General features: G+C 57.5%; 13 protein-coding genes. All 13 read left to right on the plus strand.

Annotation, left to right across the window (positions count from 1 at the left end):
• The 13 genes from WG219_00235 (at position 1) to WG219_00295 (ending at position 16559) form a co-directional block, all read left to right on the plus strand.
• Positions 1–918 (plus strand): hydroxymethylglutaryl-CoA lyase, encoded by a 918-nt coding sequence (locus tag WG219_00235; GenBank protein ID WXL25956.1) that lies wholly within the window; start codon positions 1–3, stop codon positions 916–918.
• Entirely contained in the window at positions 911–1897 is a 987-nt protein-coding gene (locus tag WG219_00240) for a YCF48-related protein (protein WXL25957.1), read from the plus strand. The genes WG219_00235 and WG219_00240 overlap by 8 nt, the downstream gene beginning before the upstream one ends.
• Positions 1897–4299, plus strand: coding sequence for an efflux RND transporter permease subunit (locus tag WG219_00245; GenBank protein ID WXL25958.1), 2403 nt, complete (start codon positions 1897–1899; stop codon positions 4297–4299). The genes WG219_00240 and WG219_00245 overlap by 1 nt, the downstream gene beginning before the upstream one ends.
• A 2-nt stretch (positions 4300–4301) precedes the next feature.
• On the plus strand, positions 4302–5969 hold the full coding sequence (locus WG219_00250; GenBank protein WXL25959.1) for a DUF1302 family protein: 1668 nt from the start codon (positions 4302–4304) through the stop codon (positions 5967–5969).
• An 18-nt stretch (positions 5970–5987) separates the two neighbouring features.
• A complete protein-coding gene (locus WG219_00255) occupies positions 5988–7247 on the plus strand; it encodes a DUF1329 domain-containing protein (GenBank protein ID WXL25960.1) in 1260 nt (419 codons plus the stop codon).
• 69 nt (positions 7248–7316) lie between these two features.
• Positions 7317–9374, plus strand: coding sequence for a hydantoinase/oxoprolinase family protein (locus WG219_00260; GenBank protein ID WXL25961.1), 2058 nt, complete (start codon positions 7317–7319; stop codon positions 9372–9374).
• A 5-nt stretch (positions 9375–9379) separates the two neighbouring features.
• Entirely contained in the window at positions 9380–11233 is a 1854-nt protein-coding gene (locus WG219_00265; protein ID WXL25962.1) for a hydantoinase B/oxoprolinase family protein, read from the plus strand.
• 3 nt (positions 11234–11236) lie between these two features.
• The gene (locus tag WG219_00270) at positions 11237–11827 is read left to right on the plus strand and encodes an isochorismatase family protein (protein WXL25963.1); all 591 of its coding nucleotides are present in this window, start codon (positions 11237–11239) and stop codon (positions 11825–11827) included.
• Positions 11828–11879: 52 nt separating this feature from the next.
• Entirely contained in the window at positions 11880–12194 is a 315-nt protein-coding gene (locus WG219_00275) for a hypothetical protein (GenBank protein WXL25964.1), read from the plus strand.
• Between the two features lie 25 nt (positions 12195–12219).
• Positions 12220–13632 carry a 3-isopropylmalate dehydratase large subunit gene (gene leuC, locus WG219_00280; GenBank protein ID WXL25965.1) on the plus strand — a complete coding sequence of 471 codons (1413 nt, stop codon included), beginning with the start codon at positions 12220–12222 and terminating at the stop codon, positions 13630–13632.
• A gap of 2 nt (positions 13633–13634) precedes the next feature.
• A complete protein-coding gene (gene leuD / locus WG219_00285; protein WXL25966.1) occupies positions 13635–14273 on the plus strand; it encodes a 3-isopropylmalate dehydratase small subunit in 639 nt (212 codons plus the stop codon).
• A 37-nt stretch (positions 14274–14310) separates the two neighbouring features.
• Positions 14311–16173: a sigma 54-interacting transcriptional regulator gene (locus WG219_00290; protein ID WXL25967.1), complete on the plus strand. Its 1863-nt coding sequence runs from the start codon at positions 14311–14313 to the stop codon at positions 16171–16173.
• Complete coding sequence (locus tag WG219_00295) at positions 16170–16559, plus strand: RidA family protein (GenBank protein WXL25968.1); 390 nt, start codon at positions 16170–16172, stop codon at positions 16557–16559. The genes WG219_00290 and WG219_00295 overlap by 4 nt, the downstream gene beginning before the upstream one ends.
• Positions 16560–16624 lie beyond the last annotated feature (65 nt).

Here is a 16624-nt window from a genome sequence, read left to right on the forward strand (position 1 = left end):
ATGGTCGAGCGCGTAATCGTTAATGAAGTCGGGCCGCGTGACGGCCTGCAAAGCCAGGGTAAAACCCTGAGCGTGGCGCAGCGTCTGGAGATGATCCAGGTGCTGCTGGACACCGGCATTCGCAGTGTTGAAGTGGGCAGCTTTGTATCGCCCAAGGCCGTTCCGCAAATGGCTGGCACGGATGAGCTGTTTGCTCAGCTGCCAATGGCAGATCAGGTTGCCTATTCAGCCCTGATCCCTAACGCCAAGGGTTACGAGCTGGCTAAGGCTGCTGGGGTTAAATCGGTCGCAGTGGTGCTCTCTGCCACTGAAACCATGAACCAGCGCAACATTCGCATGAGCCTCGATGAGACCACTGCGGTGTGCACAGAGCTGATGCAGCGCGCACGCGAAGATGGCCTTGAGGCCCGTGCCTATGTGGCGGTGGCGTTTGAGTGCCCATTCGAAGGTGTGACGCCTGCTGAGCGTGTTATCTCCCTCACTCAACGCATGTTCGATGCCGGTGCCGACAAGGTGATCATTGCCGACACCATTGGTGCCGCTAACCCGCTGGCGGTACGCAAGGTACTGACGCCGTTGCAGGCGTTCAGCGAAGCCGGCCGCCTCTCCTGCCACTTCCACGATACCCGCGGTATGGCGTTAGCCAACGTGCTGGCTTCCTTGCAGGCCGGTGTGCGCGAGTTCGACAGCTCAATCGGTGGTTTGGGTGGTTGCCCATTCTCACCAGGAGCTACCGGTAATCTGGCCACCGAAGACCTCGTGCTGATGCTCAATGCAATGGGCTTTGAGACGGGGATCGACAGTCTGGCACTGGTTGAAGCTGTTAAGCGTATTGAAGCGCTGACCGAGACAGCGCTGGGCGGGCATTCCTTCCGCTGGTTGCAGCGCCAGGTCGCTCAGGGGGTGAAACATGCTTAATACCTGTCTGAGTTGGGCGGGTCGTCTGTCACCGTGGGTGATTATCGGTGGCCTTTCCTACGCGGCACTGTTCGTGCAACCCACCGTCAATCCACATCCGTTGAACCAGCCGCTGCTGGAAAACCGCGATGCCTTCTTTGATGCCGAAGTCTATGGCAAGCACATTTGGGCTGTCGGCCAGAATGGTGCCTTGCTGGAGTCGCTGGATGGCGGCGATAGCTGGAGCCGCGAAGAGGTTCCGGGCCGTGACAACCTGCAAGGCATTGCCGTTTCACCGGCAGGCAAGGTGGTTGTAGTCGGTAACCAAGGTCGCCTGTGGGTTAAACAGGACGACGGCAGCTGGAAAGAGCAGAAAGTACTTGGGGACGACACCGTTGCCAAACTGCTGGATGTCACCTTTATCGACAATCACTTCTGGGTGGTCGGTGAGATCGGCAGCCTGCTGCGCGGCGATGCCGATGGCAACAACTGGGAGCTTTTGAGCATCGACGAAGACGTCACGCTCAACAGCATCCGTGCTGGCGCGAATGACGATCTGTGGATCGCTGCGGAATTTGGCCGCTTGCTGCATAGCGTTGATCACGGTCAGACCTGGCAGGTTCAGGAACTGGGCAGTGAGAGCCTGCGCGCTATTCATTTCAACGGTCAGGTGGGCGTGGCTGTGGGTAACCGCGGTGGCTTCTATCTCAGCGAAGATGCGGGCCAAAACTGGCGCGAAGTCCCTGCGTTTACCGAAGAACACCTCTACGACGTGACCTTCAACGGGGGCCGCTGGATCGTCACTGGCGACCGCGGAGCCCTGTATCAGAGCCGCGATGCTGTTCCTGCTCAGGGCTGGCAACGCTGGACCCCTGCGGGGCTCGACAAGAGCTACCACAGCCGTTTGCTCAATACCGACCGTGGCGTACTGCTGATTGGTAAGCAGGTTGGCCTGTTGAGCGCAGAAGACCTCCGGCTCTTGATCAAGGAGAACCAGTGATGACTGGCGTTATCAATTACACCGCGCGCCTAGCCGCGTGGTCTATTCGCAACCGCATTGCGGTGTGTATCGCCATTGCGTTGGCGACCATCGCGTTTGCCGCGTCACTGAGCGGGCTGGATATCCGTACCCGCTTCAGCGACATGGTTCCGCACGATCACCCTTATGTGCAGGTGCACCAGAAATACCAAGACAGTTTCGCGGCCAGTAACCGCGTAACCGTGCTGGTGAAGGCCAACGAAGGGGAAATCTTTAAGCCAGAAATTCTCGAAGAAATTCGGCGCATCACCTATGACCTGCAAAAGGTTGAGGGTGTTAACCCGATGCAGATCACTTCGCTGGCGTCGAAGAAGCTCAAGCGCGTTAACGCGTCCAGTGAAGGCATTGAAACCAAGCCAATGATGTGGCCGAACGTGCCCACCACTGAGGCGGACATCAACGAGCTGCGTCAGGCCGTACTGAACAACCCGATGGTTTACGGCCTGTATGTGGACCGTGAGCTGAGCTCGGCGCTGATTCAGGTGGATTTCTACGATCACTTGGTCGACTACGGCAAAATTTTCCCGCAAATTCAGGCTCTGCTTGATGCATCGCCGGTTAAAGATCAGGTCACCCTGCATCTGGTCGGTGAGCCGATTCTGTATGGCTGGGTTGCGCATTACCTGGAAGAAACCGTCAGCCTGTCCCTGCTGTCTCTGGGGGCCATGCTGTTGCTGTTGTTCGTCTTCAGCCGCACCTGGCGCGGAACCTTGCTGCCATTTTTGGCGGGCACAGTATCAGCGATCTGGGCGCTGGGTATCGGTAATCTGCTGGGCTACAACTTCGATCCGCTGGTGATCGTGGTGGCGTTCATCATCACTGCCCGTGCCTTGTCGCACTCGGTGCAGATGATTACCCGCTTTGATGACCTGGTGCTGGGTGATGGCCAGATTGATGCGCGCCGTGCTGCCGAACAGACAATGCGTGAACTGTGGCGCCCCAGCATGCTCGGTCTGTATGCCGACGCCGGTGCCATCCTCTGCGTGATTCTGACGCCGATCCCACTGCTGCAAAAAGTGGCCATCGTCGGCGCCATCTGGGTGATGACCATCACTGTTTCTGCAGTGTTCCTGACCCCTGCTCTGCTGTCCTTCATCAAGCGTCCGCAAGGTTATGCCCATCCGTTCAACCTGGATGGCTTCATGCGCGTGATCCTGTCCGGTGCTAAGTGGGTGGTGCGTACCCGCGCCCGCTATGTCGTCGCGCCTCTGGTCATTGTTGTGGTATCGGGGCTGGTCTTTGAGGCCACTCGCCTGACCATTGGTGATGCCAGTGATGGTTCGCCGATTCTCTGGCAAGACTCCTCCTTCAACAAAGACAGTGCGCTGATCAACCGTCTCTACCCCGGTTCTGAGCAGATGTTCGTGGTGATCGAAGGCAAGGACAACGACACCCTCAAGAGCCCGGAAGTGCTCGACTGGATGATGCGTTTCTCGCGTTACATGGAGCGTCAGGAGGAGATTGGCGGCGCTATTTCCATGGCCGACATCGTGGTCGACATCCGCCGTAACCTCTATGAAGGCAACCCGCGCTTCCGTGAGTTGGGTGGTAGTAAGGTCGAGAACGGCGAGCTGATCAGCTTCTACATGCAGGGTGCTGACCCAGGTGATCTGGCGCAGTTCACTGACGTTCACTTCAAAAACGGTGCAGTCACCCTGTTCTTCCGTGACCACAAAGGCGACACCCTGCGTAAAGCGACTCACTACGCCAAACAGTTCATTGCCGAAAACCCGCTGGAAGGGGCTGAGGTGAAGCTGGTGGGTGGCGTGCTGGGCATCATCGCGGCGGTTAACGAAATCCTTCTGAGCGATCAGATTGAAGCCGTTGCCTTGGCCTTCCTGGTGGTCGTGGTCTGCTGTCTGGTGGTGTATCGCTCTTCGGTCAGCGGTGTGTTCTTCATCATCCCGGTGGCAATTTCCAACGTCGTGACCTTTGCCTTCATGGCTTGGCAGGACATCGGCATGAGCATCAGTACCCTGCCGGTGGTGGCACTGGGTATTGGCCTGGGCGTGGACTACGCCTTCTACATTGTCGACTCAATCAAGGAATACCTGGAGAAACACCCGGAGGCTGATCCGCTGGATGCAGTTCTGCAATCCCTGGGTTCGGCTGGCCGTGGCGTGTTGCTGACTGCCTTCACCCTGGCCGCTGGCGTTCTGTTCTGGTCGTTCTCCTCCCTCCGTTTTCAGGCAGAGATGGGCATGCTCATCGGGCTGTGGCTGATGGTTTCAGCGCTGACCTCTCTGTTTGTCATGCCTTCGCTGGCGCTTGTGTTCAAACCGAAGTTCATCTTCGAACACAGCCCATCGAAAGAGGCCCAGACCACCGGGCACGCTCTCCAACCTGAGCATAACTGGAGCTGATAATGAAAAGAAAAACCAAGCTTTTAACTCCGTTGGCCTGTGCAGTCATGATGGCGGCGGGTGCACACACAACTGTGCATGCTGAAGATGGATTCTTCGACAATTGGGAAGTAAGTGGTTACGCACGTACCCACTTCTCCTGGAACCTTGAGAATCCTTACCTGATGGATGGGGAAGATCCGGACGGCCTGGTCGGGGCAGATCGTAAAGGTGATTACCGTTACGACATGTCCATGGCCCGTGCCACGCTGAAACTCAATCTGTTCAAAGAGTTCGGCGACTCCCAGTTCTACGTCTCAGGCCGGATTAACCGTGAGCATGAAACCAACTACCTGAAAGACCTTCAGGAAGTGATGGATCAGAACGCGGCCTCCGACCTGTTCAGCGACCGTAAAAAGTCCGACGTCGATCTGATGGACGATGTCTACAACAGTGAAGAGCTGCGTGAGCTGTGGTGGCAAACAAAGCTCACGCCGAGCACCATCCTGAAGGTGGGTAAACAGCAAGTGGTCTGGGGCGAGACCGACTTCTTCCAATCTCTGGATGTGATCCACGGCTACGATCAGCGTATCCGCTCGTTCCTTGAGCCGGAAAACGAAGACGTGCGTAAGCCGCTGTGGATGGTCAACCTGCAGCAGGAGTTCAATAACCTCGACGGCACCCTGCAGATGATCTTCATCCCAGGTCAGCTCAACAGTGGTTATGACCGCGGTAACTCTTTCGACGTAGATGGTGGTCGCTGGGCTAACAACCCGAACAAAGGGATCACCTTCCGTACTGCCACGTTCGGTGCTGACGTGCCGTACAACTTCGACCACGAAGACGCTGACATGGATGATCCATCCTATGGCCTGCGTTGGAAGTCGATGGCGGGTGAATGGGAATACTCCCTGGCGTGGTTCCATGGCCCGTCGGTGAACCCAGTGATCAACCCCAACCCGAACAACCCTCTGGGTGTGGGTGATGCTGCCAGTGGTGCGAAGTTTGACGGCGCATACGGTAATGACTACGGCTCCGACCCAAACTCCACAGTGGGCGAGTTGATCTATCCATTTGTTGATGTGTTTGGTGTTTCCGCCAACCGTTACCTGGAGTCGATCGACGCGGTGTTCTCCACTGAGCTGTCGTACATCCCAGACTCGCCGTACAACTACGGCCTGCAAGCCGGTGAAGTGGGTGGTTGTGCATTCTTCCCTGGTTTCTGCGGCATCAAAGAGAAGGATGTGGTCAAGACCATGCTGCGTCTTGATAAGCAACTGGCCCTGCAGAAGTTCCTCGGCACCAGCCGTCCGTCCTTCTTCTCGGTCCAGCTGTTTAACACCTGGATCACCGATTACGACCGTGACGATGAGTTGGTCAACAGTGCAGGTTTCACCGGCCGTACCAAAGAGTTCTCCACTATCGCCACCGCGATTCTGGCTATGAACTACGACAACGACCGCATCAACCCAAGCATTGCAGTGGGCACCGACATGACCTATGGCGGCAGCTTCCTGATTCCGGCCGTTGAGTTCGCCTACGGCGACAACTGGCGGATCCGTGCTGAGGCCGACATCTTCTTTGATGACGAAAGCCAAAAGCGCGCACTGCAAGGCTTCAACAACACCAACCTGTTTGGTTACTTCAATGGCAACGACCAGCTGTCTTTGCGTGTAACTTACAACTTCTAAGACCAGGAGATGACAACAATGAAAATGCGTCTTAGCTGTCTGGCCAGTGCTCTGGCCCTGAGCCTGTCGGCCAGTTTCACTGCGTATGCGGCTGAGCTGACCCCTGGCAGCAAAATCAACGCAGCTAACCTCGACCAGCACCTGGCTGATACCTTCGAAGGTACCGCCATCAAGGACCTGCTGACCGATCGTATGCAGCAGTTGATCCGCAACGAAGGCCTGCAAATCAACCTGAAAGCGTCTCAGCCTATTACCCTGGGTAAAGACTACATGGCGGCCACTCAGGCCAACGCTGGCAAAGCGGTATTCAACCCGGATACCCGTCAGGTGGATGGCTGGGTTGCGGGTATGCCGTTTCCGGACGTGAAAGCTGATGATCCCCACGCGGCCGAAAAGCTGATCTGGAACCACCACTACGCGCAGCCGAACAAGAACGTGATGGACTATCCGAAGTTCGCGTACCTGTTCATCGACCCGAAATCCGGGCTGGAGCGTAAGCAGGAATGGCGCTTCCTGCGCTATCAAATGAAGGGTCGTCTGGGCGTGCAGAACCCGGTTGAAGGCGATGGCAGCATCTTCACCAAGACACTGCTGTACGCAACTTACCCGTCCGACATCCGAGGCCTGGGCCTGTTCACCATTCGTTACGACTCGCCGAAGCTGGAAGACTCCTGGGCTTACGTGAAGTCGGTACGTCGTACTCGCCGCCTGTCCGGCGGTACCTGGATGGACCCGATTGGTGGTACCGATCAGCTGAGCGACGATATCGAGATCTTCAACGCTCACCCGAGCTGGTACCCGGAGTACAAACTGCTCGGCAAGCGCAAGCTGCTGGTGGTTGCAAACTCCACTCAGACTGCCTGGGACTCCAAAGCTAAAGGCAATGCTGAATTCCCGATCGTTGATCTGGATAACGGCCCGCACTGGAACCCGAATGATGGCTGGGAACCACGTGATGTCTGGGTAGTTGAGGCAGTTACTCCGCCAGAGCACCCATATGGCAAGAAGGTTATGTACATGGACACGCAGTTCCCGCGTTTCTATCAGGCTGAAACCTATGACCGTAAGGGTGAGTTCTGGAAGTGGATGAACTACCACCTCAAGACCATCACACTGCCTGATGGTGACACCGCGATTGCTTCGGCAGCGGGCTTCACCATCGACTATCAGCGCCGCCACGGCACTGTGTTCGTATTGGGCGATGGCACCACCATGAACACACCGGGCATTACCGCTGACGATGTAAACCTGCGCGAGCTTGAAAAAGTAGCTCGTTAAGGCGCAAGACGCTGGGCTGCCTCAGGCAGCCCAGCCGATACAAATCTAAGAAGCGCTTGGAGAGGAACCATGAGTTTTCGATTGGGTGTAGACGTAGGCGGCACCTTTACCGACCTGCTGTTGATTAATGATGTGACCGGTGAGAGTTTTACCGCCAAGGTCCCTTCAACGCCGCATAACCCATCAATTGCAGTTCTCAATGGCATTGAGCGGATCTGTGGGATCGCCGCCATTGAACCTTCACAAATCAACGCGGTGATGCACGGTACAACCGTGGCCACCAACGCCATTCTGACTCGCCGTGGGGCGAAGGTTGGTCTGGTGACTACCCAGGGCTATAAGCAGGTATTGCACATTGCCCGCTCCTTCGTACCGGGCGGCCTGGGCGGCTGGGTAATTTGGAACAAAGGTGAGCTGCTGGCCCCGCTGGAGCTGACTATTGAAGCCAGCGAGCGTATTGGCGCCGATGGCGAAGTGGTTCGCCCACTGGATCGTGAACAGATCCGTACAGAACTTAAGCGCCTGGCTGAAAAAGGCATCGAAGCCCTGACCATCAGCCTGGTCAACGCCTATGTGAATGGCGTGCATGAGCGCGAAATCCTTGAGATCGCCCATGAAGTTATGCCGGGTATCCCGGTCTCCCTGTCTTCGGAAGTCGTTCCTGAAATGCAGGAATACGAGCGCACCGAAACCACAGTGGTGAACAGCTACGTACGACCTGAGGTCGAGAATTACATCAATCACCTGCAAGGTGAGTTGAACAATCGCATCGGCAGCCATTCGCAGCTTTCCATTCTGCGCTCTGATGGTGGTTTGGCCACCAGCCAGTCGGCGGCCAAAACGCCGGTTAACCTGCTGCTGTCCGGCCCTGCCGGTGGTGTGGCCGGTGCCATCTGGTTCTGCTCCCGTGGCGGTTTCAGCCGTGTACTGACCTTCGACGTGGGCGGTACCTCCACTGACGTGGCCCTGATCGACAACAACCAAGCCCGTATCCGCCGTGAAACCCGTGTTGGCGACGTGGCTGTACGCGCTCCTTCGGTTGACGTGCGTACTGTTGGTGCTGGTGGTGGTTCCATGGCCAGTGTGCCGGAACTGACCCGTGCTCTGCGTGTAGGCCCGGAAAGCGCTGGTGCCGTACCTGGCCCGGCGGCCTACAACCGTGGTGGTGAAGTGGCTACTGTGACCGACGCCAACGTGGTGTTGGGTTACCTGCCTGCGATTCAGAAACTTGGCGGTGACTTCCAGGTCCGTCATGACCTGGCCACAGCAGCTGTACAAAAAATCGCCGACGCCATGGGCGTCACCCTGTTCGAAGCGGCCGAAGGTATCGTCCGTCTGGCCAACGAACACATGTACGGTGCACTGCGCCTGATCAGTGTTGAGCAAGGCTACGACCCACGCGACTTCGCACTATGCGGTTTCGGTGGTGCAGGCCCGCTGCATGCCAACGCCATGGGTATTCTGATGAATGCCTGGCCGGTCATCATTCCGCCGGGCCCAGGTGTACTGTGCGCCTACGGTGATGCGACCACCCGCGTGAAAGATGAAGCCTCGCGCTCCATCATTCGCCGTACTGCTGATCTGAACCTGGACGAAGTGCTGCAAATCATCGAACAGCTGGCTGCTCAAGTGGGCGACTCGCTGGCGGCTCAGGGCATTGCCCGTGAGTCTCAGCAGCTGAACTTCCAGGCGGATGTTCGTTATCAGGGCCAAGCCCTGCAACTGACCCTGGAAATCGACCGTGATGCACTGGCCCGCGATGGCCTGAAAGTGATCACCGACGCCTTCGACGCAGAGCACGAGCAGCTGTTCAGCTTCTTCCTCGAAGACTCCCACGAGCTGATCAACCTGCGCGCCATTGCCCGTGCTCCGCGCCCGGAAATCACTGAGCGTCAGTTTGAAGGCGAACAGCCTGAGCTGGCCGATGCTGTCAGCGGCGAAAGCCCGATCCATTACGCCGGTAAGGATTACACCGCCACTCTGTATGACCGTAGCAAGCTCGCTCCGGGCATGGTCGTCGCGGGTCCTGCCATCGTTATGGAGATGGATTCCACCACTGTTGTGTTCCCAGGTTACGAAGCGGCGGTTGACCGCGTCGGCAACCTGCTGATTCGTCCGCAGGAGTAAGCATCATGGTTGCGCGTATCAAGCAGACCAATAACACCCCGTTCAAGCGCGTACCGGTCGACAGCATCACTATCGACATCGTCGAAAACGCCCTGAGCAACGCCCGTTTCGAGATGGATGCCGTGCTTATCCGCACTGCAATGAGCCCGGGTATCCGTGAACAAGGCGATGCCTTCCCGCTGATTGCGACGAACGAAGGCAAGATGATCGTCGGCCAGTTTGGCTCGTTCATCACCGGCTTCCTGGAGAACTACACCGGTGAGATTGAAGAAGGCGACATCTTCCTCACCAACGACCCGTACCTGTGCAACGGCGCGGTGAGTCACCTGCCGGACTGGCTGGTGCTGATGCCGATCTTCAAAGACGGCCGCATCATCAACTACTCCGCCATGTTCGGTCACATGTCCGACGTGGGCGGCAAGGTGCCAGGCTCGCTGCCGACCAACGCCAGCTCGATCTGGGAAGAAGGTATCCGCATTCCGCCGGTCAAGCTGTACCGTAAAGGCGTGATGAACAGCGACATGCTCGACGTCATCCTGCACAACGTGCGTCTGCCACGCTGGAACCGTTCTGACCTGAACGCCATTGTTGCGGCATGCCGCACCGCAGGTAAGCGTTGCGTGGAACTGGCAGAGCGCTTCGGTGACGACGTGTTCTACAGCGCCCAGCAGGAAATGCTCGACCGCACCCGTCGCGCCATGAAAGAAGTGATTCAGCGCGTGGTCTCCGAAGAACGCCAGGTGTTTGAAGACTACATCTGTGATGACGGTGCAGGTCTTGGCCCATACACCCTGCGTTGTGCCCTGTGGCGTGAAGGCGAGAAGGCCATCTTCGACTTCGAAGGGACCGATCCGCAGGCACCGTCCTCGGTCAACTTCTACGTCAACGAAGAGATGTTCAAAATCTTCTTTGGCGCGCTGACCATCAGCCTGTTCGACCCGGCGATTCTGCTCAACGACGGTTTCTACGACCTGGTTGACGTACGCATCCCGCAAGGCTCGCTGCTCAAGCCGAACTTCCCGGCTGCACTGTCCTGCCGGACTCACGCACTGGGCCGTATCTTCGACATGATGGGCGGCTTGCTGGGCCAAGGCACTCCGGACGCGATGAACGCTGCGGGCTTCTCCGACTCGCCGCACTTCATGTACTCCGGCTACGACAAGAACGGCGAATGGTTCCAACTGTTCCAGATCGGCTTCGGTGGTATTCCGGGCCGTCCGGCTGGCGACGGTGCCGACGGTCACTCGCTGTGGCCGGGCTTCACCAACGTTCCGAACGAGTTCGTTGAAGCGTACTTCCCGCTGCGTATCGAAAGCTACGAAACCCTCACCGACACCGGTGGCGCGGGCTTCCACCGTGGCGGTAACGGCCTGCGTGTGAGCTATCGCCTGCTGGCTGATGGTGAGATCTCCATCCACGACGACCGCTGGTTGACCTATCCGTGGGGCGTTAACGGTGGTGAGCCGGGCGCACGCAGCCGTAAAGAGCTGATTCGTGTCGACGGTACCCGTCAGATGCTGCCGTCCAAGTGCGACAACATCGTGGTTAAAGCGGGCGATCTGCTCCTGTTCGACACCTGGGGTGCTGGCGGTTGGGGCGATCCGTTCAAGCGCGACACCGCTAAGGTCCTGCAAGACGTCCAGCGTGGCTTGGTCAGCGTTGAAGGTGCCCGTCGCTATGGTGTGGTGATTGAAGGTGACGCTGTTAACGAGGCGGCCACCGAAGCCCTGCGTGCTGAGCTGAGCAAAGCTCGCGGCGAGATCAGCTTGTTCAACCGTGGCGGCACAGTGGAAGAGCTCAAGGCACGTTGCCTGGCTGAAACTGGCCTGCCTGCTCCTGCCACTCCGGTCTGGAGCTAAGCCATGGCATTGGAATCGCGTGAGTTGGTAGCAGCCAAGCGATATGCCCTGATCCTGGTGGATCTCAGCCTGGGGTTTACCGACCCCAGCCTGAGCCCGCTGGCCTCCGACTGCCCACAGGTGGTCGAAGCTAACCAGCGTCTCCTCGCTGCCTTTCGGCAGCGGGGGTGGCCGGTGTTTTTCACCACAGTGGCCTATGACAACCCGAATCAGGCCCGCGTATTCCGCGAGAAGCTGCCAAGCCTGAATGTGTTGGCTGCCGGTAGCCAGTTGGTCGAGATCGACCCACGGCTTGCGCCGCAAGCGGGTGAGCCTGTGTTGGTCAAGCATTGGGCGAGTGCCTTCTTCGGCACTGACCTGAAAGCCAGGCTGGATGTTGCTGGCGTTGATGGTGTGATGGTCACGGGCCTGACCACCAGCGGCTGCGTACGCGCTACCGCAGTAGACGGTTTGCAGAACGACCTGCGCGTGCTGATACCGGAAGAGGCGGTGGGTGATCGCAATCAGGATGCTCATAAAGCCAACCTGTTTGACCTGCAGTTGAAGTATGTGGATGTACGTCCACTGGAGCAGTGCCTTGCGTTGCTGGCGTAGTGCCGGGAGCGTGCTGCTGCTGGGGTTGCTGGCTGGGTGCGCGAATACGGGCATGAATACCACGAACTATTCATCGCCCATCCGCACCCAGTCAGCGGCCTGCCAGCATTATGCCCAGGCCTGGGTAGAGCACTTTCGCGCCAGCGTTGCTGTGCGCGAAGGCTTCCATGGTGACGGTGCTTTACAGCGGCAGGCACAAGCCAGGGCACGCCTGGATCAGCAACAACATGATGACAATTGCTACAAGCCGTACTGCCTGATTCAGCCTAAGGCCGAAGGTCGGCTGGATACTTATTGTGGATACAAAGTCCCCGACCCCAGTGGAGAAGAGATGTACCGCTGGATTCCATGGACCGATCTGAACTAAGCCTTGAATAACAGAGGATACTTACGTGGGAGCGCAGACACTCTACGACAAGCTGTGGGCGCGCCATCGGATTGATGAACTTCCGGATGGCTCCACGCTTTTATACATCGACAGGCACCTCCTGCATGAGGTGACCTCTCCGCAGGCCTTTTCCAACCTGCGTCTGGCCGGACGTAAACCCTGGCGTCTGGACACGTCACTTGCGACCCCCGACCATAACGTCCCAACCCTTAGCCGTGAGCAAGGTGTTGAGGGCGTCTGCGATGCGATTGCCCGCCAGCAGATCGCCACGCTGGAACGTAACAGCATTGAGTTTGGTGTGCCGTTGTTCCCCCTCAACGATGTCCGTCAAGGCATTGTGCATGTGGTGGGCCCTGAACAAGGTCTGACCCTGCCAGGCATGACCCTGGTGTGTGGTGACTCACACACCGCTACCCACGGCGCACTGGCAGCCCTTGCACACGGCATCGGCAGTAGTGAAGTGGAACACGTTCTGGCCACTCAGACTCTGCGTAGCCGTAAGCAGAAGAACTTCCGCATTCGCGTGACTAACCGCCTGCGTGAAGGTGTAACCGCCAAAGACCTGGCCCTGCACATCATTGGTTTGATCGGTACAGCTGGTGGCACAGGTTGCGCCATCGAGTTCTGTGGTGAAGCCATTGATGCGCTGAGCATGGAAGCCCGCATGACCCTGTGCAACATGAGCATTGAGGCCGGTGCGCGGGTTGGTCTGGTGGCCTATGACGCTAAGACTGAAGCCTATGTAAAAGGCCGTCCGATGGCGCCTAGCGGCGAACAGTGGGATGCCGCTGTTGCCTATTGGCGTACGTTGCACTCAGATGCTGATGCAGTCTTTGATCAAGAGCTCGAAATCGACGGCACTCAAGTCGGTATTCAAGTCACTTGGGGGACTTCGCCGGAACAGGTCGCGCCCATCAATGGCCGTGTGCCCACGCTGGATCAGGCACGTGATGCCTTGCAACGGGCAGACTGGGAGCGCGCCTTGCGCTACATGGGCCTGGAGCCTGGCCAACCATTGAGCGGCATTCCTGTTGACCGCATTTTTATTGGCTCGTGCACTAACGCCCGAATCGAAGATTTACGCGCCGCTGCCGAAGTGCTGCGTGGCCGTGAGGTACACCCGCGGGTGAAGCAGGCACTGGTCGTTCCAGGCTCAGGTCTGGTGCGTCTGCAAGCTGAGCGTGAAGGTTTGGACCGCATTTTCAAAGCTGCAGGCTTTGAGTGGCGTTCACCGGGTTGCTCCATGTGCCTGGGTATGAATGCTGACCGGCTCAACCCCGGCGAGCGTTGTGCTGCCACGTCTAACCGCAACTTTGAAGGTCGTCAGGGCAAAGGCGGACGTACCCACCTGATGTCTCCGGCCATGGCCGCCGCTGCGGCGGTGATGGGCGAACTTACCGATTTGGGGAGCGTTTGAGCATGCAGCCGTTGACAGTGCACGAAGGCATCATCATTCCGTTCAATCGAACCAATATCGATACGGATATGCTGCTGCCCAAGCAATACCTGAAAAGCCTGGAGTCGTTTGGTTTCGGTGACTTCCTCTTCGATGACGAGCGTTACCTCGATCCCGGTGAAATAGACACACCGATTGCCTCGCGCAGGCCTAATCCGGCATGCATCTTGAATGTACCTCCGTACCATGAGGGAAATGTGGTGCTCGCTCAAGCCAACTTTGGATGCGGCTCAAGCAGAGAGCATGCGGTCTGGGCACTCAGAGACTTCGGTGTGCGTGTGGTCATCGCCCCCAGTTTCGGCGATATCTTCCGTAACAACTGCTTCAACAATGGTTTACTTCCGTTACAACTCGAGCAAGAAAAAATCGACGCCTTGTTTGACCTGGCCGAAAAAAGTCCGGGTTTACAGGCTCATATCAATGTAAGTGATCGAACATTGCGTGTTGCGGAACTGAGTTTCGTTTTCGATCTGGATGAAGGGCGTCAACAGCGATTGCTCAAAGGACTGGACGAAATAGGTGAGACCCTGGCCCATGCAGACAAGGTCAGCGCTTACGAACAATGGAGAAAGCTGGAGGAGCCCTGGGTTTTCAGAACGTAAATGAACCAGCCGCCTAATAAGAATAAGAGGTAGCGCTGTGGAATTTGCGAATGAGGAGCTGGACCGGGTCAGGATATGTTTTATCGGCAACTCCAAGGTTAGCCGGTTGATACATAGCCTGATTCCCGAGTTTGAGTCGTTGGCCAGCATCACCATCATCGACAACATCTTCAATGATGCCGTGCGTGCGGCCCGCGAACTGGTTGAGCGGCAGGCTGTAGACATCTTTATCAGTGCTGGCGCCAACGCCTTTTACTTGCAGGACACCCTGCCGGTTCCGGTGTTGGCGTTGAAGGTTGAGCAATCTGACCTCATCCAGGCTTTTCTCACGGCCCGGCGCATTGCCGACAAGGCCCTGCTGCTCAACTATGAGCGGCAGGAGGCCAATGTCGAGCTGTTACGCTTGTTCGGTGGCATGGAGCTGATTCACCGCACCTATAGCACGGCTGAGCATGCCCACGAAATTTTCCACAGCCTGCGGGCTGAAGGAATCGGCGTGGTCATCGGTTCAAGCTACGTGTGCGACTTGGCAGACCAGTGGGGGCTCAACTCGGTGTTGATGTACTCCCGCGAGTCCTGCCGTAACTTACTGCGCAAGGCGATTCGCCATGCTGGGGCATACAAGCGTGAGCGCCAGCAGGCGGCTACTGAACAGTTTCTGCTGGAGCAAAATCCCAACCCTCAGGTCTTCACCAACCGTAACGGCGTGGTGGTGGCTTGGAACAGCGCGGCGCAAAGCCTGATTCCTACGCTACCTAAGCGTCGCCGTCTCAACGGAGTATTGGATTCTCGCGTGCTCGAGGCTGACAGCCTGCGTGCAGAAGGGTTATTGCTCGGCGACCGACTGTGTACGCTGAACAAACTGCCGTTTGAAGTGGATAACGAGCCTATTGGCTCGCTGTATATGTTTTATCCACAACCCATGGCCCAGACCAGCGAAAACCAGCGGCGCATGGTCTACCAGTCAAGCCGCATGCTTGAAGTCCAGAGCCAGCTCCACCTGTACGGTTCCACGCCGGGCACGGTGCTGCTGCGTGGAGAAACAGGTACCGGTAAGGAACTGGCTGCCCGTCAAATCCATATGGCGAGCCAGAACAGCAATGGCCCGTTTGTAGCCATCAACTGCGCAGCAATTCCGGCTGAGTTGTTCGAGTCGGAGCTGTTCGGATACGCCGAGGGTGCCTTCACCAGTGCCAAAAGCGGAGGTAAGTCCGGTTTGCTGGAAAGTGCCAACAACGGCACCTTCTTTCTCGACGAAATTAACTCCATGCCGCTGCCGCAGCAGGCCAAGTTGCTGCGTGTCCTGCAGGAGCGCGAAGTTCGCCCAGTGGGAGCTCGTCGGGCAATTGCGCTCAACATCAAGTTTGTCGTGGCCTGCAACGCCGACTTGCAGGCTGAAGTTCGTGCCGGTCGCTTCCGTGAAGACCTCTACTACCGCCTGAGCACCTTCGTTGTGGTTCTGCCGCCGCTGCGTGAGCGTATGGAGGATATTCCGTTGTTAACGGAATACCTGATTCGCCGTGAAGGCAAACGCTATGCCGTTGAGGTGGACGCGCAGGAGTTGACGCGTGGCCTGACCCCGATCTTCCGCCGCTACACCTGGCCGGGCAACGTGCGCCAACTGGAAAACATCATCGAGCGTTTGGTTGTGTCCCTGCGCATATACGGCAGCTGCGATGCACTGGTTGAAGCCATGCCTCGGGTCGCCCCTGAGCTGTTTAACAGCGAAAGCGAAATGGATGAAGGGGGCCACCTGCATCAGGTTGAGCAGGAAGAGATCGTCAAGGCCCTCAAACAATTTGGCGGTAATAAGACACTGGCAGCGGAATACCTGGGCATCAGCCAGACCACGCTGTGGCGCCGGCTTAAACGCATTACTCCGGAGGCGATGACGCAATGATCAAACAGCTTGTGCAACCACTACCTGACCCGTTCGAACCGTTTGCCCTGTCACCAGGGATTGCCTTTGGCGACCTGCTGTTTGTCTCCGGGCAGGCGGCCATGAACCCGCAGGGCGAAATCGTTGGTGTGGGTAATTTTATGGCTCAAGCCGAATGTGCGTTTGAGAATCTAAAACGGGTGCTGGAAGCCGGGGGCTCAGGCCTTGAGCATGTGCTTAAGGTCACTATTTTTGTCACGGATATGGCCCACTTCCCGGATGTGGTCGAGCTGCGCAAACGCTACTTCAGCCCGCCCTATCCGGCTGACTCCATCGTTCAGGTCAGCGCCTTGGCTCTGCCTGAGCTGATGTTTGAAATAGAAGCGATCGCCGCCCGGCCGCGATAAATGTAAGCCCTGTTCGGAGGGCTTTGAGGAAGCGGCTTCAGCTGCAAAGCTCTACCCGAACGTGA

The sequence above is a fragment of the Pseudomonas mendocina genome (assembly GCA_037482215.1).
GTDB lineage: Bacteria > Pseudomonadota > Gammaproteobacteria > Pseudomonadales > Pseudomonadaceae > Aquipseudomonas > Aquipseudomonas mendocina_E.

Coding starts and splice junctions, on each gene's coding strand:
- WG219_00270 (WXL25963.1), top strand. CDS start 11,237: ATGGCATTGGAATCGCGTGAGTTGGTAGCAGCCAAGCGATATGCCCTG.
- WG219_00240 (WXL25957.1), top strand. CDS start 911: ATGCTTAATACCTGTCTGAGTTGGGCGGGTCGTCTGTCACCGTGGGTG.
- WG219_00235 (WXL25956.1), top strand. CDS start 1: ATGGTCGAGCGCGTAATCGTTAATGAAGTCGGGCCGCGTGACGGCCTG.
- WG219_00275 (WXL25964.1), top strand. CDS start 11,880: ATGAATACCACGAACTATTCATCGCCCATCCGCACCCAGTCAGCGGCC.
- WG219_00295 (WXL25968.1), top strand. CDS start 16,170: ATGATCAAACAGCTTGTGCAACCACTACCTGACCCGTTCGAACCGTTT.
- WG219_00265 (WXL25962.1), top strand. CDS start 9,380: ATGGTTGCGCGTATCAAGCAGACCAATAACACCCCGTTCAAGCGCGTA.
- WG219_00245 (WXL25958.1), top strand. CDS start 1,897: ATGACTGGCGTTATCAATTACACCGCGCGCCTAGCCGCGTGGTCTATT.
- leuD (WXL25966.1), top strand. CDS start 13,635: ATGCAGCCGTTGACAGTGCACGAAGGCATCATCATTCCGTTCAATCGA.
- WG219_00255 (WXL25960.1), top strand. CDS start 5,988: ATGAAAATGCGTCTTAGCTGTCTGGCCAGTGCTCTGGCCCTGAGCCTG.
- WG219_00250 (WXL25959.1), top strand. CDS start 4,302: ATGAAAAGAAAAACCAAGCTTTTAACTCCGTTGGCCTGTGCAGTCATG.
- WG219_00260 (WXL25961.1), top strand. CDS start 7,317: ATGAGTTTTCGATTGGGTGTAGACGTAGGCGGCACCTTTACCGACCTG.